General features: G+C 43.7%; 18 protein-coding genes and 2 pseudogenes. 6 read left to right on the top strand and 14 right to left on the bottom strand.

All coding sequences use genetic code 11. The features are described 5' to 3' along the window. A pseudogene (locus AB4307_RS19565) lies at positions 1-158 on the bottom strand (IS4 family transposase); the annotation flags it as partial. A gap of 95 nt (positions 159-253) precedes the next feature. Between AB4307_RS19565 and AB4307_RS19560 the strand changes: the two are divergent. Then, positions 254-1,960 (top strand): annotated as a pseudogene (locus AB4307_RS19560) (PKD domain-containing protein); the annotation flags it as partial. A gap of 267 nt (positions 1,961-2,227) precedes the next feature. Here the strand turns inward: AB4307_RS19560 and AB4307_RS19555 are convergent. Further along, entirely contained in the window at positions 2,228-3,403 is a 1,176-nt protein-coding gene (locus tag AB4307_RS19555) for an MFS transporter (RefSeq protein ID WP_372133080.1), read from the bottom strand. Positions 3,404-3,654: 251 nt separating this feature from the next. On the opposite strand from AB4307_RS19555, the gene AB4307_RS19550 reads away from it, so the two are divergent. After that, positions 3,655-4,545 carry a LysR family transcriptional regulator gene (locus AB4307_RS19550; protein ID WP_017061891.1) on the top strand — a complete coding sequence of 297 codons (891 nt, stop codon included), beginning with the start codon at positions 3,655-3,657 and terminating at the stop codon, positions 4,543-4,545. 94 nt (positions 4,546-4,639) lie between these two features. Here AB4307_RS19550 and AB4307_RS19545 read toward each other — a convergent pair whose 3' ends face one another. From AB4307_RS19545 to AB4307_RS19520, 6 genes are all read right to left on the bottom strand, one after another. Further along, positions 4,640-9,535: an ATP-binding protein gene (locus AB4307_RS19545; protein WP_372133096.1), complete on the bottom strand. Its 4,896-nt coding sequence runs from the start codon at positions 9,533-9,535 to the stop codon at positions 4,640-4,642. A gap of 70 nt (positions 9,536-9,605) precedes the next feature. After that, positions 9,606-10,631 carry an HD-GYP domain-containing protein gene (locus tag AB4307_RS19540; protein WP_029235511.1) on the bottom strand — a complete coding sequence of 342 codons (1,026 nt, stop codon included), beginning with the start codon at positions 10,629-10,631 and terminating at the stop codon, positions 9,606-9,608. Between the two features lie 310 nt (positions 10,632-10,941). After that, positions 10,942-11,706, bottom strand: a complete 765-nt coding sequence (locus AB4307_RS19535) for an iron ABC transporter ATP-binding protein (protein ID WP_017066723.1) — start codon at positions 11,704-11,706, stop codon at positions 10,942-10,944. A 12-nt stretch (positions 11,707-11,718) separates the two neighbouring features. Continuing rightward, positions 11,719-12,669: an iron chelate uptake ABC transporter family permease subunit gene (locus AB4307_RS19530; RefSeq protein ID WP_017068462.1), complete on the bottom strand. Its 951-nt coding sequence runs from the start codon at positions 12,667-12,669 to the stop codon at positions 11,719-11,721. Continuing rightward, on the bottom strand, positions 12,662-13,615 hold the full coding sequence (locus tag AB4307_RS19525) for an ABC transporter permease (RefSeq protein ID WP_017061896.1): 954 nt from the start codon (positions 13,613-13,615) through the stop codon (positions 12,662-12,664). The genes AB4307_RS19530 and AB4307_RS19525 overlap by 8 nt, the downstream gene beginning before the upstream one ends. Before the next feature lie 100 nt (positions 13,616-13,715). After that, positions 13,716-14,648 (bottom strand): siderophore ABC transporter substrate-binding protein, encoded by a 933-nt coding sequence (locus tag AB4307_RS19520; RefSeq protein WP_017061897.1) that lies wholly within the window; start codon positions 14,646-14,648, stop codon positions 13,716-13,718. Between the two features lie 928 nt (positions 14,649-15,576). Between AB4307_RS19520 and AB4307_RS19515 the strand changes: the two genes are divergently transcribed. Next, positions 15,577-15,786 carry a hypothetical protein gene (locus AB4307_RS19515; RefSeq protein ID WP_004731601.1) on the top strand — a complete coding sequence of 70 codons (210 nt, stop codon included), beginning with the start codon at positions 15,577-15,579 and terminating at the stop codon, positions 15,784-15,786. A gap of 230 nt (positions 15,787-16,016) precedes the next feature. Here AB4307_RS19515 and AB4307_RS19510 read toward each other — a convergent pair whose 3' ends face one another. Beyond that, positions 16,017-16,610 (bottom strand): hypothetical protein, encoded by a 594-nt coding sequence (locus tag AB4307_RS19510; RefSeq protein ID WP_017061898.1) that lies wholly within the window; start codon positions 16,608-16,610, stop codon positions 16,017-16,019. A gap of 265 nt (positions 16,611-16,875) precedes the next feature. Between AB4307_RS19510 and AB4307_RS19505 the strand changes: the two genes are divergently transcribed. Next, positions 16,876-17,037: a hypothetical protein gene (locus tag AB4307_RS19505; RefSeq protein WP_170962358.1), complete on the top strand. Its 162-nt coding sequence runs from the start codon at positions 16,876-16,878 to the stop codon at positions 17,035-17,037. A gap of 225 nt (positions 17,038-17,262) precedes the next feature. Further along, a complete protein-coding gene (locus AB4307_RS19500; protein WP_017061899.1) occupies positions 17,263-17,802 on the top strand; it encodes a DUF3332 domain-containing protein in 540 nt (179 codons plus the stop codon). Between the two features lie 112 nt (positions 17,803-17,914). On the opposite strand, the gene AB4307_RS19495 is transcribed toward AB4307_RS19500, so the two are convergent. Genes AB4307_RS19495 through AB4307_RS19480 form a run of 4 tightly spaced genes read right to left on the bottom strand, consistent with a single transcriptional unit; the run spans position 17,915 to position 21,828 of the window. Continuing rightward, positions 17,915-18,574: a potassium channel family protein gene (locus AB4307_RS19495; RefSeq protein WP_017061900.1), complete on the bottom strand. Its 660-nt coding sequence runs from the start codon at positions 18,572-18,574 to the stop codon at positions 17,915-17,917. Further along, the gene (locus AB4307_RS19490) at positions 18,575-19,675 is read right to left on the bottom strand and encodes an AI-2E family transporter (protein WP_017068458.1); all 1,101 of its coding nucleotides are present in this window, start codon (positions 19,673-19,675) and stop codon (positions 18,575-18,577) included. Between the two features lie 22 nt (positions 19,676-19,697). Then, on the bottom strand, positions 19,698-20,717 hold the full coding sequence (locus tag AB4307_RS19485; protein ID WP_048606138.1) for a DUF2955 domain-containing protein: 1,020 nt from the start codon (positions 20,715-20,717) through the stop codon (positions 19,698-19,700). Further along, positions 20,707-21,828, bottom strand: coding sequence for an HlyD family secretion protein (locus AB4307_RS19480; protein WP_372133076.1), 1,122 nt, complete (start codon positions 21,826-21,828; stop codon positions 20,707-20,709). The genes AB4307_RS19485 and AB4307_RS19480 overlap by 11 nt, the downstream gene beginning before the upstream one ends. 157 nt (positions 21,829-21,985) lie before the next feature. Here AB4307_RS19480 and AB4307_RS19475 point away from each other — a divergent pair, with 157 nt between their 5' ends. After that, on the top strand, positions 21,986-22,981 hold the full coding sequence (locus AB4307_RS19475) for a helix-turn-helix domain-containing protein (protein WP_372133073.1): 996 nt from the start codon (positions 21,986-21,988) through the stop codon (positions 22,979-22,981). A gap of 36 nt (positions 22,982-23,017) precedes the next feature. On the opposite strand, the gene AB4307_RS19470 is transcribed toward AB4307_RS19475, so the two are convergent. Beyond that, entirely contained in the window at positions 23,018-24,079 is a 1,062-nt protein-coding gene (locus tag AB4307_RS19470) for a sensor domain-containing diguanylate cyclase (protein ID WP_372133070.1), read from the bottom strand. Positions 24,080-24,140 lie beyond the last annotated feature (61 nt).

The following is a 24,140-nucleotide window of genomic DNA, read 5'->3' as shown; positions in this document are numbered from 1 at the left end:
CAGTTTCCTTTGCTTAACGCGGCCACTAAGCTAATGACTAGCTGCTCGGGTAATATCGCCCGACACCGTTTCATCAGGCCTGTACTTTTCGCCATTTTTTGGAGGGTGTCAGCATTAAAGAATTGCTTAAATTGCTTCTGTAAGGAGATAATCGTCATCGGCTTCACTATTGATGTAGGTAGTTTGTTTGGCGACGATTATCTGATCATAAATGAAGCCTTTTTTCTATCTAAATAAACAAGTTAGCTCTTAAGATCCTGTCTATGACTGGTCAATCATGTCTTCGGGCAGTTGGGCTGGTCAAATTGGTGGTACACAACCAACGGCATTCAGCTCTTGGGCAAAACACTTCCTACAGAAATCGATTGGCGGACGTTGGGTTAACGATGATCAGCTCTCGATTGATGACCTAGAAGACAATCCACAAGTGTATACGCTGTTCCAAACAACGGATAACAGTCGTCCTAACATGATCAAAGTGGATCTTCCTGAAAAGCAGATTGAAAGTCTGAAACCCTTTGAGGGCGAGTATTCATTCCACTCTCAAAAAGGCGATGATCTGAAAAACAGTATGACTCGCAAGTTGATGATCCCAGCGGGTGATTCTGCACTGCTGTCTTTCAAAACTTGGTATGAGATTGAAAAAGACTACGACTTTGCGCGCGTGCTAATCAACGGACAAGCCATTGCAGGAAACATTACCTCAATGGACGATCCATACAACACGGACCTCGTTCCTGCTATTGGCGGCGAATCTGGCGGATGGGTCGACGCTGAGTTCGACGTTTCACAATGGGCAGGCCAAGAAGTGGAACTGTCTTTTGAATACATCACCGATGGCGGCTTAGCAATGGAAGGCTTCTATTTAGATAACCTTGCTGTTGTTGTCGATGGTGAAGTGACCTCAATAGACGATGGTGAAAGCAACTCCACCTTCGCCCTTAATGGTTACAAGCTGAGTAATGGATTCCATCAAGCGCAGCACTACTATCTATTGCAATGGCGCAGCCACATGGATGTTGATGAAGGCCTAGCGAACATCAAACGCATGGGACAACTGATGTCATTCGACCCTGGCTTGATCATTTGGTACTTCGACGAATCACTAACCGACAACTGGGTAGGTAAACACCCTGGTGAAGGTTGGTTAGGCGTGGTCGATGCAGACCAAAATGCCATGGTGTGGGCAAACTCTGGTGAAGCGGCTCAAACACGCTACCAAGTTCGAGACGCAGCGTTTTCACTCAAAGATCATACTCCAATGCGTCTTGTAAACAGCGATAACGATGTACTCGAAGATACCCGTTTGGTTGGCAATGCTAGCTTCTCGGATGACCAAGATTACACATCGCCTCAAGCGCCTGATTCAGGACGTATCCTAACGGAGTTTGGCTTAGCCGTTGATATTGTGAATCAGAGTGACAACAACGAATACGGCGTGGTTCGCTTATCGAAAGTAAGCCAACACAACGTCGCCCCTAGTGCGAACTTCGAGCTCAATGTCACTGGCCTGAACGTTTCTGCACGTAACTTCAGTTCTGATCAAGACGGTGAGATCGTCAGTTATCTATGGGACTTTGGCAACGGCACAACAAGTAACGAAGTGGCACCAACTTGGTCTTACGAGCAAGCCGGTGAATACACGGTGAACTTGACTGTTGTTGACGACAAAGGCGCTACCGATTCATTTAGCTCCGTAGTGAGTGTTGAATCTCCAAACGCCCTTCCAGAAGCGAGTGCAAAGTACATTCACTTGGGTCGCTGGGTAACCATGTGGTCTACGAGTTCAGACAGCGATGGTCGTATTGTTGATACCGAGTGGACACTTCCAAACGGAAAGGTGAAACGAGGTCGCACATTCACTTCAATCTTCCCTTCATACGGAGAGCACGAGGTGACACTGAAGATAATCGATGACCAAGGTGGGATTACAACTAAGACAATTTTGGTCGACCTGTAGCTCATCTTGGGTCTTAGGTCTTAGGTCTTAGGTCTTAAACGATAGACCATCAAAATAAGTACGCGGCTCTATCACACGTACTTACAAGCAAGCTTAAGCACTGTTGTCTTCGAGCATGAGCCAAGACAGCAGTTTTAAGGAAACGTTATTATTTAAGCCGTAAGCAAAAGCCCTACCGATTTGGTAGGGCTTTTTATTGGTCGTAGTTCGAGATACTAGGGTTCTAATCACAGTAACGAATTTACTGAACCACCATTCGATGAGCCATTACACAGGCTGCTTTTGAATACGCGATTTACGAGCACTAAATGCGAACAGCAAGATAACAGCTAACACGAATGGCAATACGTAGATATTGAGGTTCTGCCACCCTGCTGTCGATTCTAGCCAACCAGAGAGCATCGCTGTAATAGTCACACAGCCAAAGACAATAAATTCATTAAACGCTTGTGCCTTAGCTTTATTCTGCGATTGGTAGGACTGACTAAACAAACCTGTTGCCGCGATAAACATGAAGTTCCAACCCACACCAAGCACAACCAAGGCCGCTCTGAAGTGCCAAATAGATTCGCCATGAATGTTAATCGCGATACAGACGACAAACAGAATCCCGCCTGCCAAGATCATCATTCTTGAGCCAAACCTCTCGATAAGTGATCCGGTAAAAAATGCAGGTACAAACATGCCCAACACGTGCCACTCAATCACACCAGCAGCTTTAGTAAAATCGAATCCGCAACCAATCATCGCCAATGGTGTTGCAGTCATCAAAATGTTCATTACGGCGTAAGCAACCATGGCCGCAAAGACCGCACCAATAAAGTTCGGCGCTTTAACGATCACACCTAAAGGATCGGCTTTGGGAGCCTGACTATTAAAAGAGACTTTAGGAAACTGAATTGTTTGTAAGATGAGTAACGCAAGAATGTTCAATCCAATCAAAGAAGCAAAAGCACCAATGTACAAGCCATCTTGCGACCACTGTTGCGACATAATCGCCAAATTTGGTCCTAATACCGCGGCTAAAACGCCACCAGCCATAGAGATAGAGATCGCTCGGTGACGGGCATTTTCATCACACACCTCGATTGCAGCAAAACGATAAAGCGTGCCAAAACCTATGCCTATCCCAAGTAAGAACGTAGCGAAACAAAACAAATAGAAATGTTGTTGAGACAGTGCGTAGGTGGCAAGACTAGCTCCTGTAATGCCAACCACATTACCAATGCTAAATCCTCGCTTTCTCCCTAACTTGCCTGAAATTAAAGATGCTGGAATAGTGGCTGCCATTAAACCCAAAAACTGCAGTGCAACCGGCAAGGTGATCATGCTGACACTGGGTGCAATCTGCTTACCGATCAAACCAATCACAGAGATCAGTAATATGTTACCCGTCATCAACAAGGCCTGACACAGTGAAAGCAGCCAAACATTTCTATTCATCTTCGTTCCTAAATATGAGCACAGTTGGTCAATAGACCAAAAATTCAACAAAGTCGCAACACTTTGTTACTCATAGCAACTCTACAAAGCGACCAATAGACCAATAGACCAATATAAAGTGCTACCACCACATGACTTTGATTAGCGTTACTTAAGACGCTAGAGTTGAAATTATCATTACTTAAGATAATAATAATTTTCTGTTATTTATTGGCTTTGTTATTTATAGGCTTTAGTATTTGAAGGTGAGTATGATTAATCCACTTTGGCTCAATACGTTTAAGACTCTGGTTGAAGTTGGCCATTTCACCCAAACGGCAGAAAAGTTGTATATGACACAACCTGGAGTCAGCCAACACATCAAGAAGCTTGAACAAGCTTGTAATTGTGACCTGCTATCTCGAGAAAACAAGAGCTTCGAACTGACCGAACAGGGTCGGATTATGTATCGCTATGCGATCAAACTAGAGAAAGACCAAGAAGATCTTTTTGAGTCTCTGAGTTTTGATAACCCTTATGCTGGACAATGTCACTTGTCTTGCTCTGGCTCACTCTCTTTGCGTCTGTATCCCAAGCTTCTTGAACTTCAACAGCAACACCAAGAGCTCAGCATTAACTTAGAAGCCGCTCCAAACAAAAAGATATTGAATGACCTAAGCGAAGGCACTACCGATATCGGCATTGTTAGGCATTCCCCGAACGACAGCTACTACCAAAGCCAAGTCATCGGCAAAGAAGCACTGTGTCTTATTGTTCACCACAGCCTTGCTGATTTAGAGATAACGCCGCAAGTATTGAATGACATTGGCCTGATTGCCCACCCAGATTCTGCACATTATCTGTCTTTGTATTTCGACCTTTGCGGAGATAAAGACTTAGCGAACATCAACGTTAATGAGATACCAAGATCTGGCTACATCAATCAGCTTCACCAGATCTTGCTACCCGTATCAAAAGGATTAGGTTTTACCGTGTTACCGGCTGGCGCGGTTGAACACTTCCCAGATAGAGACAAGCTACACGTTGTGCCGCCAAAGGTAGAAGTAGAGGAAACGCTGTATCTGGTTCAAAAACGAAACCGAAAACTGCCGCACCGATACGATACGGTTGTTGAGCTAATCAAACAGAACGTGAGTCGTTAGTTCGGTATAGATAGATTTAAAGCCTTTAGCTAGCTAGTTATTTCGCTATAAGAGCTAAAGGCTTTAATGTTGAAGTGATATTTATAAAAGACAACTACTCAGAAGCGCCAAGCCCCTCTTTTGCTCGTTCAAAGTCATAATTATCTAACGCACTTCGAACATCTTTGAGAACAACAGAATGTGGATACTGTGCCAGTAACTCAGTCACATATTGAGTTGCATCGTTATCATAAGCATCCAGCAGTGATAGCAACTGAGCATGCTGTTCTGACGTGATGCTCGGTGAATCAGAGGTATCAGCAAGACTCGCATCGGCTTCTTCAGTACTTGTCGTATTGAATCCCCCAACACCAGACACATCAAAGCTGATCTCAACTGCTTTAATCAGTTCGATTAACCCAAGTTCGCCTTGCTTAAGATCTGCTTCATCACACGCCTTGTTATGCGCTTTGCTTTCTAAATCACTGAGTAACTCTGCCAATCGCAATCCACCAATCGAAGCTGCCATGCTTTTTAAGGTATGTAGATTACGCTCTAACGTTTCCCAATCGCCTTGTACTAAGTTATCAAAAGCATCCGACATAATGTCTGGCGATCCTTGGCAGAACCTATCAAGCATTTGGGCTTGCAGCTTCACATCATGATAAGTCAGGTGCTCAAACCTCGACTGAGAGAAAACAGGCTGCTCTGTTTGAGTATCGGAGTGTAATTCCGAACTATTATCAGAATCACTGGCCAGTATCGTATCTGAAGAGGTGTCTGATGGCGCTCGACCTTCAACTAAGACCTCAGGAACAATGTATCGAGTAATCAAAGACATCGCTTTATCAATAACAATAGGCTTATCCAAGAAGTCCGTGATGCCCGACGCCCTCGCTCGTTGTTTCGCATCAGCAAAAACATTGGCTGACATTGCAATAATCGGTACATCTATATCGAATTCACGAATCAAACGGGTAGCTTCAAAGCCGTCCATAATCGGCATTTGAAGATCCATGAAGATTATTTCGTAGTCGTTGTTTTTAGCTAACTCCAGCGCTTCCTTTCCGTTTTCAGCAAGATCGGCATTTAATTTAGAGCGACTGAAAAATGCTAAGGCGAGATCTTGGTTCAGCTCATTGTCTTCAACCAATAGCACTCTTTGCCCTTTGAACTCTATCTGATAATCCAGTTGCAACTCTTGAGCTTTGAAGTCGGCTAACGCATCCGAGCTTGAGCGTGGCAATGTCAGTACAAAGGAGAACTCACTGCCTTGCCCGTAAACACTCTCTACCGTAATTTGACTGCCCATCGCATGAACTAATTTCTGGCTAATGTTGAGCCCAAGCCCTGTACCGCCAAACCGACGTGTCGTTGTGGTATCCGCTTGGCTAAAGGCTTCAAACAGCTTGTGACGGTTCTCATCCGAAATGCCTATCCCGGTATCCATCACACTCACTCTCATGGTTAGGCTGCTGTCGTTCGAGTCAACATGCTCCACCGTTAATGCTACGCTGCCTTGTTCCGTAAACTTAATCGCGTTGCCCACAAGGTTGAGTATGACTTGGAACAACCTCAATGGATCGCCTTGTAGTGGCGTGTCTAACTCTGGATCGATGACCATCGACAAATTGAGTTGTTTCTCAGCTGCTTTCGACTCCATTAGTTCAATCACATCTTTAAAGGTCGTTACGGGATCAAACGGGACGTTATCAATAACAAGTTGCCCTGCTTCTATCTTTGAAAAATCAAGGATGTCATTGATGATACCGAGTAACGAATGGCCAGAACGGTGCACTTTCTCAATGTAATTTCGAGCGACAGGATTAGATATTTCGCCGATCGCCAGATAAGACAAGCCAATAATGGCATTCATTGGGGTTCTTATCTCATGGCTCATATTGGCTAAGAATTCCGATTTAGCTTGGCTCGCCAAATCGGCTCTCTGTTTTTCTTCTTCCAATTGTTCGTTAAGGCGCTTCATTTCTGAAATATCGAATGCCCAAAATAGTGTGGCGACTTCCCCATCAATCTCAAAAAGATAGTAACTGACCAAAGCAACAAATCGGGTTCCATCAGATTTTCTGAGTACCAACTCCCTATTTTCAACTTTACCGTTAAGGTCGAGCTCTTTATGCACGCCATCACGAACGCTCAGCGAGTCATGGATAGCAGCGACGTCGATAGAAGACAACGCCTGATTTTCCACGCCAAACAAACGTTTTGCCGTATCGTTCGCGTAACGAACCTCTTCTTCAAATACCACGCTGGCTGCAATTGGAGAGCTATTTAGCATGTTGTAGAGTTGGTTCTGCGCCTTTTCCAGAGCTTCGGTTGCTTCCTTAGCAATACTGATCTGCTTAGTTAATTTACGATTCCAGAAAATAATAAGAAGAAGGATCACCAGAGAAAAAACCGAAATGGTGTAAACCAATTGATAATTAACTCTTTCTATCGCTTTTGGCGCCGCCCACTTCGCCGATATCTTTTGATGTTCTTCAGCAGAAATACTCTCAATCGCCTTATTCACAATCGAATAAAGCAAAGGCTCAGATTTGATGACATGTAAGGTGGGTGAAAGGAAAAAATCAAGTCGTCCGACAATTCCAATCTCTCGATGACCAAATGAATCAATGAGGTAATTGAGGACATCAACAGTGTCGACCATGCCGTCTAAGGTTTTATCATCCAATCGGTTGAGCCCATCGGCCGTGGATTCTACCTCTACCCACTCAACGTTCGGGTACTTATATAAAATCGCGTTAGTATTTGCCGCATTCTTCAATATACCGATTTTCCAACCATCAGCTTCTTCAAGTACCAAGCTACTAACGTCTCTTCTCGATGCAATGGCCAAACGACTTGAAAACAAGCTTTTAGCTGCTTTGACGTTATCTCCTAACGAACGATTCTCTTGAGCTGCTGAGACCAGTTCCACTTCATGATGATCAACCAAGCTTCGGGTCTCAGACCAATTCGCCACGTCAACATGCTGAATACTTAGCCCTGTTTTTTGTTCAATCAGCGTTAGATAATCATCAATCATCCCGATGTATTCACCGGTATTGGATACCGCTTCATAAGGTAACGAATTCGGATCGATACCTATACGTACATCCGGATTATCTTTAATCCACGCCCTCTCTTTTTGGCTTAGATTTAGGATCTCTCCAGTCAAGTTACTCGCTTGATAAACATCCGCAATATAGCGTTTCGCCGCATCTCCGAATGAACTAAATTGTTCGACAGATGGAAAATAAACATAGTTCCGCTCTAACGAATTAACATCAAAGTAGAAAGTCATCGAACCAGAGTTGATACTCCCTCCCTTGGTCCTATAATTCGCCACCTTGGTGACTGATGAAAAGTGAGAGGTATTTTTCTTCTCTCCATATTGATCAACTAGGTTGCCTATGTACCAAGATTTGATCGGGCGACTATTGTTATCCGCTTGTGCGGTGATCACCTGAAAAGAACTGTCCGTGTCGAAAATTTCAAACACTTCCGTCAACTCTTCAAAGCGGTCGTTGACGATAAAATACGCAGATATTTGCGCGATAATATTCGCTTTTTTAAGGACTAGGCTTAAATCACTCTGAACCTGCATCTCGATAATTTGGTTTAAGCCGTCATCCTCCTGTTTAAGCCTTTTAATTGCGGCATTGAAGCTATCTCTGATTTCTTCACTCTTAAAGTCCACATAGATCGGATACTCAACTTTATACTCGTCATGTAGCGTTAGCTCTGCCATTTCAATAAAACGAGTGTTGGTGATAAACCACTCTAGCACTCTTCGTTCAACCATTAGCAGGTCAACATTTTGAGCCCTCAACTGCGAGAATGCTGATTCAAGATCTTCGTAATCTTCAATACGATCAATGTCTAACTTACTCTTCAGAACTTCAACAGAGTTTTTAATTGTGGATGTTTCGTCGAACAATAACGCCCCTAATGATAGGTCTTTTGGGGATTGAAGTTGGAGTTTGCGGCGAGTTAGTGAAACAGGAACAAACTCAACATTAAAAACGTTATCACTTAAAAAGTGCGCATTAGGATCATCAAACTGAACACCAGAAAAAAAGGCTATAGAATTATTGTTATCGATGGCTTTTTTAGCGGCGCTAGGTGGAAGTGTGACAACGTCACCTAGTTTATATCCCATGTCATTCAGTGCACGCTGAAGAATGTCGTACTGTAGCCCGACTGCGGTGCTGTCTGGGTAAATATACGGAGGGTTACCAAAGCCAAACACGCCTTTTAGCGGCACTCGATAGGGGGAACTGTCTAGCCACTTCGATAAAATCTGGTTCTTGTTATCAACGTCGAAGGTTTCAATCTGTTTGTTGATTAGCGTCAGCAGTTCTGGTTCATCGGTTCGAATCACCATTGATGCTTCAAACCTTTTCCAATGCTCCAGAACATAGTTTACCGCTAAATCATGAACGCCAATCTTTTTCGCAAGATCCATAGTGGTGATAGGTTCACCGACCATGCCTTCGACATCCCCGGCCCCTAACGCACGTACTGCATCAATAACGTTATCAAAATTCACTCGCTCAATAGAACTCAATTTGACACCGGCTCGCTCCAAATCGATATTTTCGTTAACCATCGCAATACGGCGTTTATTATTTTGATCTAGGTTTCCATCGAGTTTGTTGTCGATGGGAACAATCACTGCGACCTGATAAGGAATATAGGGAGCACTCGCAAGAAAACGGCCACCTTCACTTGGGTCGAACTGTTGGAATGGAAATACATCGCCTCGCCCGTCGACTAACGCGGCTTTAGCCTCGACACGCGAGTTAACTGTGACAAACCGAACATGAACACCAAAACGCTGTTCAAGATCTAATGTCCAATCTTTGATGATCCCAGAAACCTGCCCATCATCATCGATGAATGAGTAAGGATAATGGTTGGCCAAGACAACAAAAGTTACCGTAGGTTGGTTTCCCAACCACTGATTTAACTCAGTATCTGTTACCTCAGCAGCATTCGTAGATCGCATTAGCAGCGACCACACCACAAGTGTAATGACCAGAAAAACAACCAAACGATTTAGCGACAACATCAAGCCATCACTCATCTCTAAATTTCTCTTTAATTGCTAGAATCTCAGGTAACTTCAGAAAAAACACATCAACGATAGTTGGATCAAAATGTTTGCCTTTCTGTTCTTCAAACAAGTTCAGCGCCTCATCAATACTCCAAGCTTTTTTATAAGGGCGCTCTGCGGTCAGGGCATCAAACACATCAGCAACAGCCGCAATTCTTCCAACCAATGGGATACCTTCACCAGCTATCTGGTTTGGATAACCACTGCCATCCCATTTTTCGTGATGATATTGCGCCACCTGAATAGCCATACGCATCAGTTTGGAATCACTCTGCCTACCAAGTATATCAACACCATATTCGACATGCTTTTGCATAATTGTCCACTCGTCGGCGTCCAATTTACCCGGCTTGAGTAATACGCTATCAGGAATACCGATCTTGCCAATATCATGCATTGGTGCTGCATCACGCAACGTCTCGGCATCTTCGTCAGTCATTCCCAAGGCTTTAGCTAGCACTTCACAGTAGTGACTCATACGCTTAACGTGCATGCCTGTTTCATTGTCTTTAAATTCAGCAGCTCTACCCAGTATGTTCAGTGTTTCTAGCTTACCGAGATTGATCTCTTGAGTTTTCTCTTTTACCTGACTAAACAACGCGCGTTGTTGGTCATAAAGTGCGATATGCGTTTTCACACGCTGGAGTGCAATTGCAGGGGTTATCGGCTTGGTTAGGTAATCGACAGCCCCCAAGGAGAGCCCTTTTACTTCGGCTTCTGGACCAATTGTGGCGGTCACGAAAATGATAGGAATGTGAGCCGTATTCGGCTGAGCTTTAAGTTGGCGGCACACCTCGTAACCATCGATGTCAGGCATCATGATATCAAGGAGGATAAGGTCTGGCTGCGGCACCATCTTCGCAATTTTGATACCAATTGTGCCGTTAATCGCTACTTTCACTTGATAAGTATCTTTGAGTATTGCCGTTAACACATCCAAGTTACTTGGGGTGTCATCCACGACTAACACTATGGGTTTCCGACTCATTGATACCTCGTATACAAATCAAACAGTTATAGCCCTAGTGTAGAACGGTTTCCAGAGGTTAAGTAGAAAAAAAAGCAATTGATTTTCAAAAATGAAGAGTAGATCTGTGAGTGACTTCAAACTGGCGTTATTAGAAGTACGACCAGTCAATATTACGTCAGTTAAGTTATTATTATACAAGGGGAATTACCTTTGCATTGCAACATTTCACTAACAACACAGATACTATCCGAAAACAAAAAGAGCTCCTCATATGGGAGCTCTTTTCGTTCAACGGCTAGAAAGCAAAACAACCGAGTTATTCAGTAATCTAACGACCAGAATAATACATACAGATTCGAACACCATCGAACTCACGAATCTCAAATGGGATCTCGTAGATAGACTCCATCACTGATTTTTCAACCACTTCCGAAACCTTACCCGACTTAACCACTTTGCCTTTCTTCATCGCAACAATGTTATCTGAGTAACAAGAAGCGAAGTTGATGTCATGAATCACGATAACGACCGCTTTATTGAACTCATGCGCTAAACGACGCAACGTCTGCATAATTTCGACCGAGTGTTTAATATCAAGATTGTTCAGAGGCTCATCTAAGAACACATAATCCGTATCTTGCGCCACAACCATCGCGATAAACGCCATTTGACGCTGACCGCCACTCAACTCATCAAGGTATTTGTTTTGGATGTCAGTAATGCCAAGGTGTTCTAGTGCTGTATCGACGATCTTATGATCTTCGTCTTTCAAGCGACCTTGAGAGTGTGGGAAACGACCAAAACAGACCAATTCACGAATCGTAAATCGCATGTTGATGTTATTTGATTGTCTTAACACGGCAAGGTGCTTCGCTAGCTCTTTGGTATCCCACTCAGCCAGTAACTTATCGCCAATGACCACTTCACCCGCGTCGCTGTCTGTTAAGCGGCTCGCCATTGAAAGCAGTGTACTTTTACCCGCACCATTTGGGCCAATGATAGAAGTCACTTCGCCTTTCGGGAACATAGCACTGGCATCATCAACCACGAGTGACTTGCCATACTTCTTAGTTAAACCTGTTAATTTAATCACTACTTACTACCTTTACTGAATTCTGGTGCGTAACAACAAGAACATAAAATACAAACCACCGACCAAGTTAATGATCACACTCACTGTGGTTTCAAACGCCATTACTTTTTCGATAAACCATTGGCCTGAAACCAATAGAACGACCGCTAACAAACTGCTTGCGATGATAAGCACACGATGTTGATAAGATTTGAATATCTGACGAGCTAAGCTCACGGTGATCAAACCAAAGAACAGCACTGGGCCAACCAAAGCAGTCGATACCGCGACCATCACTGACACAATCACCAAGGTAATCTGAGTCAGTCGTTTGGTGTTCACACCCAAGCTTGTTGCGTTATCAACACCAAGCCAAAGTACATCAAGCTTAGGCGCTAACAACCAAAGGCCAAGCAAGCTCAAACCCAAAGGAATAAGGCTGAGGTAAACCAACTCGCCTTTCACGTTATTGAAACTTGCGAACATCACATTCTGCAGCACCGCGAACTCGTTCGGGTCAATCAACATCGCCAAGAAGTTAGACAAACTCGAGAATACGCTGCCACATACGATGCCTATCAACAGCAGTGTGAATACGTTGTTTCGCTTGCTCTTAAAGTAGAAATGGAACAGAGCAAACGAGAACAAGATCATCACAGTCACAGACATCGAAAAGTTTGCGATCGAGTCAATCACCCAGAAGCTAGCACTGCCAAACACAAACAGAAGTACCGTTTGTACCAGCATATACAAGCTGTCAAAGCCCAAGATGGAGGGGGTTAGAATTCGGTTATTAGTAATGGTTTGGAAAACCAATGACGACGCCGAGATCGCTACCGCCGCCAACACAATCGACAGCAATTTTGGTAGGCGCAGAGACAAGAAGAACTCGTAGTTATCCCACGTCAGCCCCTGCCCGATGAATAGCGCTGTCATACCCAAAGACGCGATAGCCAGAATCGCAATTTTTACTGAATCACGCATTCGACTTGTCTCTCATGATTAGGTAAATAAAAATCATGCCACCAAAGATGCTGATTACCATCGAGATTGGAATCTCATAAGGGAAGATGACGATTCGAGCTAGCAGGTCACAAGCCAACACCAAGATCACCCCCCAGTAGGCAGTCCAAGGCAGAATCTTCTTCATGTTATCGCCCATCATCAGCGACACGATATTCGGCACGATAAGGCCAAGGAATGGGATAACACCAACGATCATCACCACAGAGGAGGCACTGATAGCCACTAACGCAACACCAATGAAGACGATCTTCTGATAATTCAAACCGATGTTTTTCGCGAAGCTCTCACCGATGCTCGCCGCACTGAACTGGCTCGCGAAATAGTAAGCCAATACACAAGCAGGCACCGCGAGATAAAGGATTTCATAGCTGCCCTGCAACACGCTCGCAAAGTTCGCCATAGTCCATGCCGACATGGTTTGTACTAAGTCGTACTTATAAGCAATAAAGGTTGTTAGAGACGAAACAACGTTGCCATACATAATGCCAATCAAAGGCACCAATACCGCGTTCTTAAACTTGAGGTGTTGTAGGAAGCGAACCAATAGCATGGTGCCAAACACTGCAAACGCGAAGATAAAGCCTAAGTAGCTCCATTGCGCAGCATTGCCTAGCACTAGAATGCCGACAATGTAACCCAACATCGCACAGTCAATGGTGCCCATCGTCGAAGGCGCGGCAAACTTGTTCTGTACGATTTGCTGCATGATCAAGCCAGAAACACTCAATCCCGCTCCGGCAAGCACGATCGCGAGTAGTCGAGGAATCCGACTAACAATATAAATAGAATTGGCGTGTTGGTTGCCATTGAAGAAGTCACTAAAACTGATTTCAGCGACTCCAATCATCAATGACGCAACGCATAACACAACAAGAAATACAGCAGCTGCAATGGGTTTCAACATAGGAATAATACTAAAGATAGGTCTCGGGTAGCCCGTATAAAAAAGTGAAAAAGGGCTTATAAGAACACTCTTATAAGCCCGAAAATCTGATGGTTAGTAACTATTGAATCGTACGTTCAATGTCACTAAGCATTCTATGAATCGCTGTCACACCGCCACCAGCCAAATACCAAGCACTTGAATCAAGGTAAACGATATTGCCGTGCTGCGCTGCAGGTGTTGCCGCAACCAGTGGGTTATCAAACAGTTGTTGTGCGCGTCCTTCTGATTTACCAATCGCTTTTTCGCGGTCAAGCACGTAAAGCACTTCAGGTTTTGCATCAGCTATGTATTCAAAAGAGATTAGGTTGCCGTGTGTTCCTTTAATCGGAGCCACGGTTGCACTCTTTGATTCCACGAAACCAAAGTCATCAAAGATGATAGAGAAACGGCTGCCTTTGTTGAACATCGCAATGTTGTTGCCGTTGTTCATTAGCATCATTGCTGAAGTTTCGTCAGACGCTACTTTGTCGTTTACCGCTGTGATAGAAGCTTGAGTCTCTTTAATGATCGCTTCGACTTCAGCTTGCTTACCAAAGATGTCGCCTAGCACACGCCAGTTTTGCTGAGCATCAGCCCAGTACTTGTCGCCTTCAATAGAAAACATGACAGTAGGAGCAATTTGTGCCAGTTTGTCGTAAACCTTAAGCATGCGGTTTTCCGCGATGATGATGTCAGGCTTCAACATGTAGATAGCTTCAAAATCAGGTTCGCTTAAAGAGCCTGTATTTGCCGTCGTATCTTTGTACGAAGCTAGGTAATCAGGCAGCAAGCTATGAGGCGCGCCAACTGGCTGTACACCAATTTTATCGAGCACGTCTAAGCTACCGTGGCCTAGAACCACCACTCGCTGTGGTACTTCAGTAAACTGCGCTGTGCCTTTCACATGCTCAATGGTGACGGTTTCCGCATGCGCGGTCATCATGAATGATGATGCTAGAACGATGGCAAGCCCGCTCAATAACTGGCGAACTGAATTGATTGTTTTCTTCATGTTTCTTCCTTTGCCATTGATACAAACCACCACTCATGACAATGAAAGTCACATTACTCATAGACGAGCATGGGGCGTACACAACTGCTAAATAACGATAATTTAAAGTCTGTCATTGGATTGACAACAAACTTGTAACGCAAGTGAGAACTATTATCAATTATATTTGCACTAAATTGGCGATACAACAACTTTATTATTCAGAAACGTAAAAGTGAGTATTCATATTTTGCGTAGTCAGGAGAGGTATTAGGAATCAGAAATATCAAAAAGACGCGAAGAGGAAAATACTCATCAACCTGAAGAAAAAAACAGATGGGGAAAGCACCCAAAAACCCTGTAATTACAACGCTGAACCCCAAAATCATGGATTGTAATTTACAATGTAAAGATCATATACAACAGAGACTTAATCATCACCAAATTAGCTGATCAATTAAACCCACTAATGACAACGAATACGAACAGCTGAAAAGCCAAGACTCAGTGAGATATCATGGTCAAATCCCTGACCTTCGCTCATTTAACCTTCAGTAACCGATGGTAAATCACCCAAAGATATTTTTGAATTTAATTGAAAATAGGGTTGTAATTTTGAAAACTAGGCGTATAGTTCGCCACCTGGCTCTAATCTATAGAGCTGTTAATGCTAAAGTAAGTCCAAGTTCCACATAGACAGTTCTCGATTCCCTCGTTACACCATCTCTGCGTCAGCTTTCACCCAGATAGTCATTCAATAGCTTTTAAATTCGATCCTACTACCGATCTATCGTCATTTGCTCTTTTGTCAGCGAAGTCAGAATAGATCGAGCACTTAAATACAAATGTAATAAACACAAGGCACAGTTATGTCACGCAGAACAACACGACAAACCCATTGGTACCAACTATCACGCGAAAAAACAGTCAATAAACTAAAAGGTAATAAATGCTCAAGATTAAAATAGATTTACACAAAGAAGAGATTTCATGGGTCACCGAGATTCGACAGCTCAATAGCGATATACTCCACCGCCACATATTGCCCAAGCTACAACATCACAGCTATCTCATCGACTTTGAATTTAATGAACGAGAAAGCATCGGAACTATCGTTTCAGGCAACGGAAACACCCTAGGACATTTCACACTCCTATAGCATTTCCCAAAGGCTACAAAAGAAACACCATCTAGTCCCAAAGATGTAAAAGATGTCACCCTCAATTCGCTCTAGCAGAACAAAATAGAGTAGAAGTAAAACAGATCTGAAACCTAGCCCTTTTTGCATTTCACACGCGGCTAACGCTAGCTAGGTTATCGTACTTCTATTGAAACCAACTTATATCAAACTCTAAATCACCATTGAGTCATTATCAGTGCATTCATGGACTAATAAGTTAACGGCATCGACCTTAACTTCTGATCAAGAGTATATAAGTGTTCTGCAGCTTGCATGTGTTGAGGGTAATCACTGAATTTCTCACGATTCTCTTCATTCATCTTACATGTCTCATCCACCAGCATTAACTTCCAATACAGCTTTGTTGTATGCAGCATCGCCAGTAAAGGTTTGAATACCTCTTTCTCATAAGCTTGAATCAACTCTTCAATCAACTCGTCACGTTCGTCTTCACTTGCGATTGAACCCTCGGTTGCCGACAACACTTTTTGATACTTCAGGTTTTGTTGCAGCTTATCCATGACCGTTTGGTTTTCTTCCGCTAAGTCAACAAGCTTCGACTTAATGATGTTTACCCAATTCGCTTGGCTCAGTACTGTGTCATCAACGCTGGTAAAATCTTCTCGTATTTGTCGTTCAACATCTTTTTGAGCTTTCTTTAAAACCGCACGCACCTTTTGGAAAGGCAGCTGATACTCCTTACTTAGCTCGATAATCAGTTTATGAAAACCACCATTTGGAAGGTGTAAGTTTTCTTTAAACGTCGCCATTGCAGCTTCTTGCTGTTCGGTAAGGTGAGTCATTCTGTTTCCTATTCTTTATCACTTATGGTGCTGAGCTCGCGATCATACCATTATTACCCTCGTTTTTTCGGTAACTTGATCAGTTACACCTCGCTATGCCGTTAAATTCTCTCAGCCCTTTCTCTTTTGGCTAGTTATTAACCCACTTGGCATAAAATGGTAAATCTCTATCGGCGAAAGTTCGTACATTACGCGCTCAGGGGATATCGCCAGACAGGAGTCGTTACTTACATATGAAAGACAAGCGCGAGAAATGAGAAAACAGATGACCTATTCAGAATACAAAGAATCCGATTTGCATAAGTGCGTGAGCATTGGTTCAGAAGCAATGGTATCCATTGCCAAGTTTGCCTTTAAAGCCACTACCCTTTTATTTCGATTTTTCCGCTGGCTTGTCGTATCGGCTTATACCTACGTGATGAAGTAATTCTATATGGGAGTCGTTGTTTTCATTACGACTTATCTAAATACCCCAAAGCGCGCCCTATTAGGTCGCGCTTTTTTTGTGCCCAGTTTTATACCTAGCTTGATGCCAAAAGTCCGAGTGCATTTTATATCGTCAGTGGCGCTAAATGGTAAAACTGACCATCGAATAAAAACCATACTACACCTGTTCCAACGAAACAGACTTCTAACTTATACAGGTACTAAAATGAAAAAGATTGCACTTAAAATTGTAGGACTAACGGTTTTGGCTTCTGCGCTAACTGGTTGTATCGGCAGCAACGCCGTAACAGGGAAAGTGATGAAATTTAACGTTGAAGTTGTCGATAACCGCTATGCCCGTGCAGGTGTAAACTTCTTATTAGCGCCTGTATACGGTATTACTACCGCAGCAGACTATGTGGTATTCAACTCACTTGAATTCTGGACAGGTAAAAACCCTATCAGCGGTTCACCACACGTATTTGATACAAAAACAGACACGCACTTCAAAGTGAACGATGAGCTGGACCCAAGCCTGAAAGAAGCCCCTGTCGGCCCAATTTCTAACAATCGCACCATTGAAACGGGTGAGATGATTAAGATCGACGAAAACACGATTCAAATGGACATCGTCTATACATCTGGTGAAACAGCGACTCTAACGGGCATCAAAGACGGTCAAAACGTTACCTATTACATGGATGGTCAGCTTGTATCGCAAACAACTATCGCTGAATTAGAGAAGATTCAAGGCACTGAAGCTTAAGGTTCATCGCCCACACAGAGTTCAAACTTAAAGAGACTTTTGAGCTCATAAAATAGAACAAGCCCGGCGATTGCCGGGCTTGTTTGTATGTGCTCTATTATTTGTAAATGCTCTATTGGGACTGAGACTGTGCAAGTCGAATGCTCACCAAACTCGCCACCATGATAGCTAAGTAAAAGCTGCCGATAATGGATTCCATAAACACAAAGAATTGAGCAATAGGCAGAGCTGGTGATATGTCGCCGTAACCAACCGTAGTCAAGGTGATAAAGCTAAAGTACATCGCATTAAACAAGTTCGTCAGCCAGACTTGCTCTTCTAACCCGTTAAAGGCATTAGGAAAGATCTCTAAAATTAACAAGTAGATGGTCGACCAAGCAAACCCTAGCAACAAGTAAATACAGATGGAGCCGATGATGTGATTGGGTGTCACCGTTTTGGCTTTCATCACCTGCTTCAACGCCGAGTAAATGTGTGAAAACAAGAACACAGCCAACGCCGATAGCGTCACTATCGACAGGTTATAGCCTTCCAAAAATGAAAACACGCCAGACACGAGCGCCGTAATCAATAAAAGCCCATACCAAGAGCGATACAAGGCTCGCTCTTTATGAATACCGGCAATTGAACTCGCCAACGTAATAATGATAAGAAATAGGATTGTTTTCTGGCCTTGCGGATAAAACTGCTGCATCACCGCGCAACCAAGAAACAACACCAACAGTGCATAGAATAAGAAGTAGAAGTTGTCGTCTTTAGAGACTGGCTTCATCTATTTTCCCTCGACCTCTGCAGGTTTTTTCTCAGTTTCTTGTTGGTTTTTCTCTTCAAGTCCAAGCCACGCCATCATCAGCTCATAGCTTAAACTCAGTATCACAGCACCGACAAACAGACCGACGATGCCTGACATCGCCATTCCGCCCAGTGCACCCAATAGAATTACCAACATTGGAATGTGAGAGCCACGGCTCAGCAATACTGGCTTTAAGATAGCGTCACTGCCGCTCACCAAAATACACCACACTAAGAACAAGCTCGCCGCCAGTGTCGATTCAACGCTGAACATGTAGATGATCGCCGGTAATAGAGCGAGAATCGGTGGAAGTTGGATTATCGCAATGAGCAGCACAGCTAGCGCCCAAAACGCAGCTGCTGGAACGCCTGCAATCACCAAACCGATTGCCGACATCATGGATTGAATCACAGCCACACCAATCACACCTTGCACAACGCTTCGCACGGTCGATTTAGAGAGCTCTACCAACTCTTCACCTTTACCGCCCGTTAAACGCGCCACTAAGTGAGTCACGCCGGTTTTGCATTTATCGGCATTACTCATGAATGCACCCGCAATGATGGTAGAGATGATGAACTGAATAAAGCCGCCACCTAACGAGCCAAGAACAGAAGCCGCTTTCGTCGCAAACTGTTTAAGTTCATCCGCATACTTTATGAAAGTGCCTTCAATATTGTTGGAGGCGGCAACCAAGGTTGAATAAACCTTCTCACCTATGAATGGAATATCTTGTAAGGACTCTTTCGGTTTAGGCAATGACAATGTGCCATCTTGAAGCCCTGTCATCAGGTCAGTCGCGCTGGTGTAGATACCAGAAGAAAGCGCCGCCAAAGGAATAAATAGAAGAATCACACCAATAAAGCTCAGCAATGCACTGGCTTTACCTTTCGACATCCCGGTTTTATTTGAAATTGCGACCGCCACTGGATACAACGCAGTCGCAATGATCGCCCCCCATATCACCAAAAGAATGAATGGGCGCAAAATCGAAAAACACCAATACACGAGCATGGCAATCGCTGCGATCTTGATGGCAGCGTCTATCGCCTGTTTTGAAAAATCATCGGTTAACTTCATGAGACGTCCTTGTTAAACAAAATTAAGGCTGATTTTGTAGGAACTTCCAATTCCGTGTTTCTAGGAATAGAGAAGCCAAAATCATATATATGCCAATTAACACTAATTGGAATATGCGTATAAGGGTGTTGCTATCGATGTCACCGGAGCTCATCAATGTGCTACCAACAAGTACGAGCAACGTACTAAATGCAGTGGCGAAAATAGGTGCTTTTTCGGGAACCGTGTAGATCTTGGTAGCCATAAGAATGGCAATAAGTCCTATAAACAAAGAATAGAAGACAATGTTGGGTACTATGGAAAGAATTGAAAAAGCAGCAATCGCCAGCAATCCTCCGATACCGTTACTTATCACCAGAAAAGCGCTCAACTTTATCGACTTCTCTGACGTAATCATCAACGATAACAACGCGATGAACATCATTGTCAGTAAAGCTTCAGATATTTGAAAGATAAAGAAAAAACAAACCACTGGATAGGAGATGATCATCGCCCTAAAGGCTGCATACCAACGCTGTTTCTTTTCGAGTGGCGCAGCAGCGAAGCCAGAAAACGCCGATTTAGGCTCAGGGAAAAACACATGCACTAACGCAAAAAGCATTACTGAAACCACACCAGAGGTCGCTAAGCCAGAGGCCAGCATGACTGAAACGCCAGGGTTATCAATCGCCATGAATGGCAACATCAAGACCGCAATCAACAGTATGGTGGCGAACAGGTTCCATTTTGGGTCGACAAACAAGTAGTAGCCCCAAAGCATCATTAGCCCCACTAAAATCAGCAATGGGATTGGATAATGGGTAATTCCTCGCGACAGTAATAAACCTAACCCCATTGTCACCACAACGGCCAAGAGCAATTCGTAGACCGTTTCTTTATGGAGATTTGGTTTATCAATTAAGAACTTAGCTGTGAACACTGGCGCCACAAACGCAAGCGGCCAGTTTATCCACGCCGCCAAGAAAACAGCCAACGTGACCCCGACCGTAAATCGCAGGATCCGTTGCTGTGTTTGTTGGTCAGGAATCGGCTTATCGGACATAAGACAATACGCTAATCAAACGAATCCATACTTTGCCTATCGCGTTGAATACAAAGTTATCGCCGCTATAAACAATCACATCCGCTTGGCCACCCACTCGGAGCATGCCTGTCACTTCTTCATTATCAAATTCAATGGTTATGGGAAGCATCTGTGTTTGGCGCAACCAACCCGTTTGTTGGCTAGCTTGAGCAAGCTTACCTGCATGGTCATTTTGCCCCCAATCAACACCCCAATCGATACTACTTACGCGCCCTTTTACCACTTTGCCCGGTGCGAAATCTAACGCCACTTCAACTTCATCACCGACCGTTACATTACCTAGGCTGTTCTCTCGATAATAAGCTTCAATCCAAATATCTTCGGTTGAAACAAAGGTCATGATTGCTTGCCCTGCTGATGCATAGAAACCTTCAGACAGGCTAAAGTTAGAGACACCACCTTGTGTCGGTGCAGTAATCACGGTGCGCTCTAGATTCAATTGAGCTTGTTCAAGTGCCAGTAACGCCGCTTTCACTTGGCTATTTTCTTCGCCTTCTTTACCCATTTGTTTCTTAGCACGGTCAAGGTCAGCTTCTGCATTCACAACCGCCGCACTAGAGGTCGCTAGTGCTGCTCGCGCTTTATCTGCATCTGATTTAGAAACGACACCTTTATCGGCCATCTCTAAAACACGCTTAGCTTGCAGTTTGGTATTTTGTCTTTCAACAATGGCTGAGGTGAGTTTCGCTTGTGCTGAAGCAATGCTCGCGGTTTGAGCGCCAACATTTTGACCTGCGATCTCTAAGTTTTGCTCAGCTTGTTGTACTGCAATGAGGTAGTCAGACTCATCGAGAATCGCTAGCTTATCGCCTTGATTAACTAGTTGGTTAGGTTGAACCAGAATATCGAGTACTTTACCCGACACCTCAGGCTTAATCGGAACGATATAACCTTTTACACGAGCATTATCAGTAATAGGGATGATGCGGTCTGAAATGACACTGAAGATCAACATGAACGCCACGAATAACAATAAGTAGTTTGTGACCTTTCTTACTTTGTCTTTTCCATTTTCTTGCTGACCAACTTCTTCATTGGCTTCTTGCTTATTCCCGTTGACTTCTGACATGGGACTCCCTTCTAGATAACTAACATCAATAAAATTAATACTTTAAAAATAAACCCGGCGATGGAAAACTCAAGTAAATAGGGTTAGATTTACTGAACAAAACATCGTAAATGATATGCACGTCCAATAATATATCAATGCACAAGGATATTTGAGCATGGCTGCTAACCCGTACCAAGTCCCAGTAATACAAACAAGTTATGCCAAGATCTTAGTTCAAATCTTCACTGACTATGGACTCAACTTGCATGAATTGCTTAAAGACTCCGGCTTACCACCAGATCTGATCGAGTCGGAAAGCGATTTCGTACCATCAGAATCGATTAAGCGTTTGATTTATTTGACCTCATCTCAACTGGGTGTCTCTCGGTTTACCGATGTCCTTGGTCTCGCATTTAGACGTCGAATAATCCCACATGTCTTGCATCAATTTACCGAGTTTGAAACTATTGGAGATTCGCTCAAACATATCGATAAGATTTTTTCCTACGACTCTCCGGGGAGTAAAGTCGAGTTTATCCAAGAACACGGTCAGAACTGGTTTTGCCGGACAGCCCCGGAAGACAACTCCCCTATGTTTCAATGGGGCGAAGCTTTCGCTGTTATTTATATCATCGAGTTAATAACCATTTTATCGCAATCACCATGGTTACCGACTAAAGTTCGCTTGCAAGGGCATGACATCGATGTCGTCAAAACACTGGTATCAAGTAACTGCCAACTGTTTGTTGATCATTCGTCGACTGCTGTGCAGATTCCTGATGAGATCTTACAACTCCCAATCCGTCTTACGTCTAAAGACCTCAGTACAAAACCGACACTTATTGAGTGGCATACCAGCTTTACCGATAGTATTTATGAGCTTCTAAAACCGTACATGAAAGAACAAGACCTCTCTCTTGAAGAGGCGGCAGAGCTGCTCAACTTTTCAGTGCGAACGTTCCAACGCAAACTCAAGAATGAAAACACCACTTATCGAAAGATCAAAGAGAACCTGATGTTTTCTGTAGCTTGCGAGCTGATGGAAGAAGGCCACACGCTGACCTACATTTCTAGCCAACTCGGTTACACCAACATCTCTCATTTTTCTCGTGCATTTAAGCGTGTGTCTGGCCTTACGCCGAAGATTTACCAACGCTCAATCTCGGCTTAGGCTTCGCTCGATTGATTAACCAAGCATGGCCTACATCTAACCAAGGGCAATTGGAGTAGCACAGCCTGGGCTAGAGCTACACACTCTATTTCGCCCGTTACCTTTAGCGCGGTAAAGTGCCTTATCTGCACTGCGATAGGTCGCTTCGGCTTGCGCCTGTATTTCAGACACACCACTGCTCACGGTCAGGTTCAATGTTGTCCCTTTGGTAATCACTTCTTTCAGTCGATACATCGCCTCAAACGCTTCTGCCAAATTGGTTTCAGGCATCAAGATAGCGAACTCTTCTCCGCCTACTCGCGCGACGATATCAGTGTCTCGGCTGTTGTTTCTCAACAGTTCAGCGACCTCTTTCAGCGCTGAATCACCTTGGTCATGACCATGATTATCATTGATGGCCTTGAAATGATCTAAATCGATCAACGCCAAACAGGAATGCGTGTAACCATAACGCTCCGCTAAGTTTGAATAATGGTTAAGATCTTTATCAAAACGGCGGCGGTTCCAGCACCCTGTGAGAGAATCTGTGTCCACCAACATTCTTAATCGACGTTCTAATACTTTGCGTCGACTAATATCGGTAAAGGTCACCACATATTTATTATTGTGCGACAGTATTTCAACTAACTTTTCGACAACCACATTCACAGTAAAATGTTCACCAAGTCGACTGACTCCACTCAACTCACCCTTCCATCTCTGGTTTTCCTTGAGTGAGCGAGTAATGGTCGTGATTAGGCTGCTGTTATTCATAAAACAGAGTTCAGAAATCGGACGAGATTCGACTTGGTCAAAGGCATAACCTGAAACCCGAGAGAATTGTTGATTCACTTGTATGACCCTCAATTGACTATCGAGGACAATAAAACCTGCGACACCATCAATGATCGCTTCCGACAAGTTATTCTTGCTTTGAGCCATTTCATGTCGATATAGGCGTGCAGTAATGAGGGTGCTGAGCAAAAACAACGCGCACACAGAAAAATCCATGACTGCCGAAGAAGCCATACTCAATAACCACAAGCTAACTGCCATATTAAGGGCAAGTGTAGACACCACGTATAGCGGCATTTTTCGGTCAAAACTTAACTTATTCATAGTCTGCTCTAGTGATGGGCGAATGACTATGATGGCTAAGTTTCCACTAAGATATTTACCA

Origin of the sequence: Vibrio sp. 10N.261.52.C2 (assembly GCF_041471425.1) — a bacterium.
GTDB classification, from domain to species: domain Bacteria; phylum Pseudomonadota; class Gammaproteobacteria; order Enterobacterales; family Vibrionaceae; genus Vibrio; species Vibrio crassostreae_C.
This window is presented reverse-complemented; position numbering and strand designations above follow the sequence as displayed.

What these genes read in the sequence shown, in the direction of transcription:
- AB4307_RS19555 (WP_372133080.1), bottom strand. Translation starts at nt 3,403, where the DNA reads ATGAATAGAAATGTTTGGCTGCTTTCACTGTGTCAGGCCTTGTTGATG.
- AB4307_RS19550 (WP_017061891.1), top strand. Translation starts at nt 3,655, where the DNA reads ATGATTAATCCACTTTGGCTCAATACGTTTAAGACTCTGGTTGAAGTT.
- AB4307_RS19545 (WP_372133096.1), bottom strand. Translation starts at nt 9,535, where the DNA reads ATGCGATCTACGAATGCTGCTGAGGTAACAGATACTGAGTTAAATCAG.
- AB4307_RS19540 (WP_029235511.1), bottom strand. Translation starts at nt 10,631, where the DNA reads ATGAGTCGGAAACCCATAGTGTTAGTCGTGGATGACACCCCAAGTAAC.
- AB4307_RS19530 (WP_017068462.1), bottom strand. Translation starts at nt 12,669, where the DNA reads ATGCGTGATTCAGTAAAAATTGCGATTCTGGCTATCGCGTCTTTGGGT.
- AB4307_RS19525 (WP_017061896.1), bottom strand. Translation starts at nt 13,615, where the DNA reads ATGTTGAAACCCATTGCAGCTGCTGTATTTCTTGTTGTGTTATGCGTT.
- AB4307_RS19520 (WP_017061897.1), bottom strand. Translation starts at nt 14,648, where the DNA reads ATGAAGAAAACAATCAATTCAGTTCGCCAGTTATTGAGCGGGCTTGCC.
- AB4307_RS19515 (WP_004731601.1), top strand. Translation starts at nt 15,577, where the DNA reads ATGCTCAAGATTAAAATAGATTTACACAAAGAAGAGATTTCATGGGTC.
- AB4307_RS19510 (WP_017061898.1), bottom strand. Translation starts at nt 16,610, where the DNA reads ATGACTCACCTTACCGAACAGCAAGAAGCTGCAATGGCGACGTTTAAA.
- AB4307_RS19505 (WP_170962358.1), top strand. Translation starts at nt 16,876, where the DNA reads ATGACCTATTCAGAATACAAAGAATCCGATTTGCATAAGTGCGTGAGC.
- AB4307_RS19500 (WP_017061899.1), top strand. Translation starts at nt 17,263, where the DNA reads ATGAAAAAGATTGCACTTAAAATTGTAGGACTAACGGTTTTGGCTTCT.
- AB4307_RS19495 (WP_017061900.1), bottom strand. Translation starts at nt 18,574, where the DNA reads ATGAAGCCAGTCTCTAAAGACGACAACTTCTACTTCTTATTCTATGCA.
- AB4307_RS19490 (WP_017068458.1), bottom strand. Translation starts at nt 19,675, where the DNA reads ATGAAGTTAACCGATGATTTTTCAAAACAGGCGATAGACGCTGCCATC.
- AB4307_RS19485 (WP_048606138.1), bottom strand. Translation starts at nt 20,717, where the DNA reads ATGTCCGATAAGCCGATTCCTGACCAACAAACACAGCAACGGATCCTG.
- AB4307_RS19480 (WP_372133076.1), bottom strand. Translation starts at nt 21,828, where the DNA reads ATGTCAGAAGTCAACGGGAATAAGCAAGAAGCCAATGAAGAAGTTGGT.
- AB4307_RS19475 (WP_372133073.1), top strand. Translation starts at nt 21,986, where the DNA reads ATGGCTGCTAACCCGTACCAAGTCCCAGTAATACAAACAAGTTATGCC.
- AB4307_RS19470 (WP_372133070.1), bottom strand. Translation starts at nt 24,079, where the DNA reads ATGAATAAGTTAAGTTTTGACCGAAAAATGCCGCTATACGTGGTGTCT.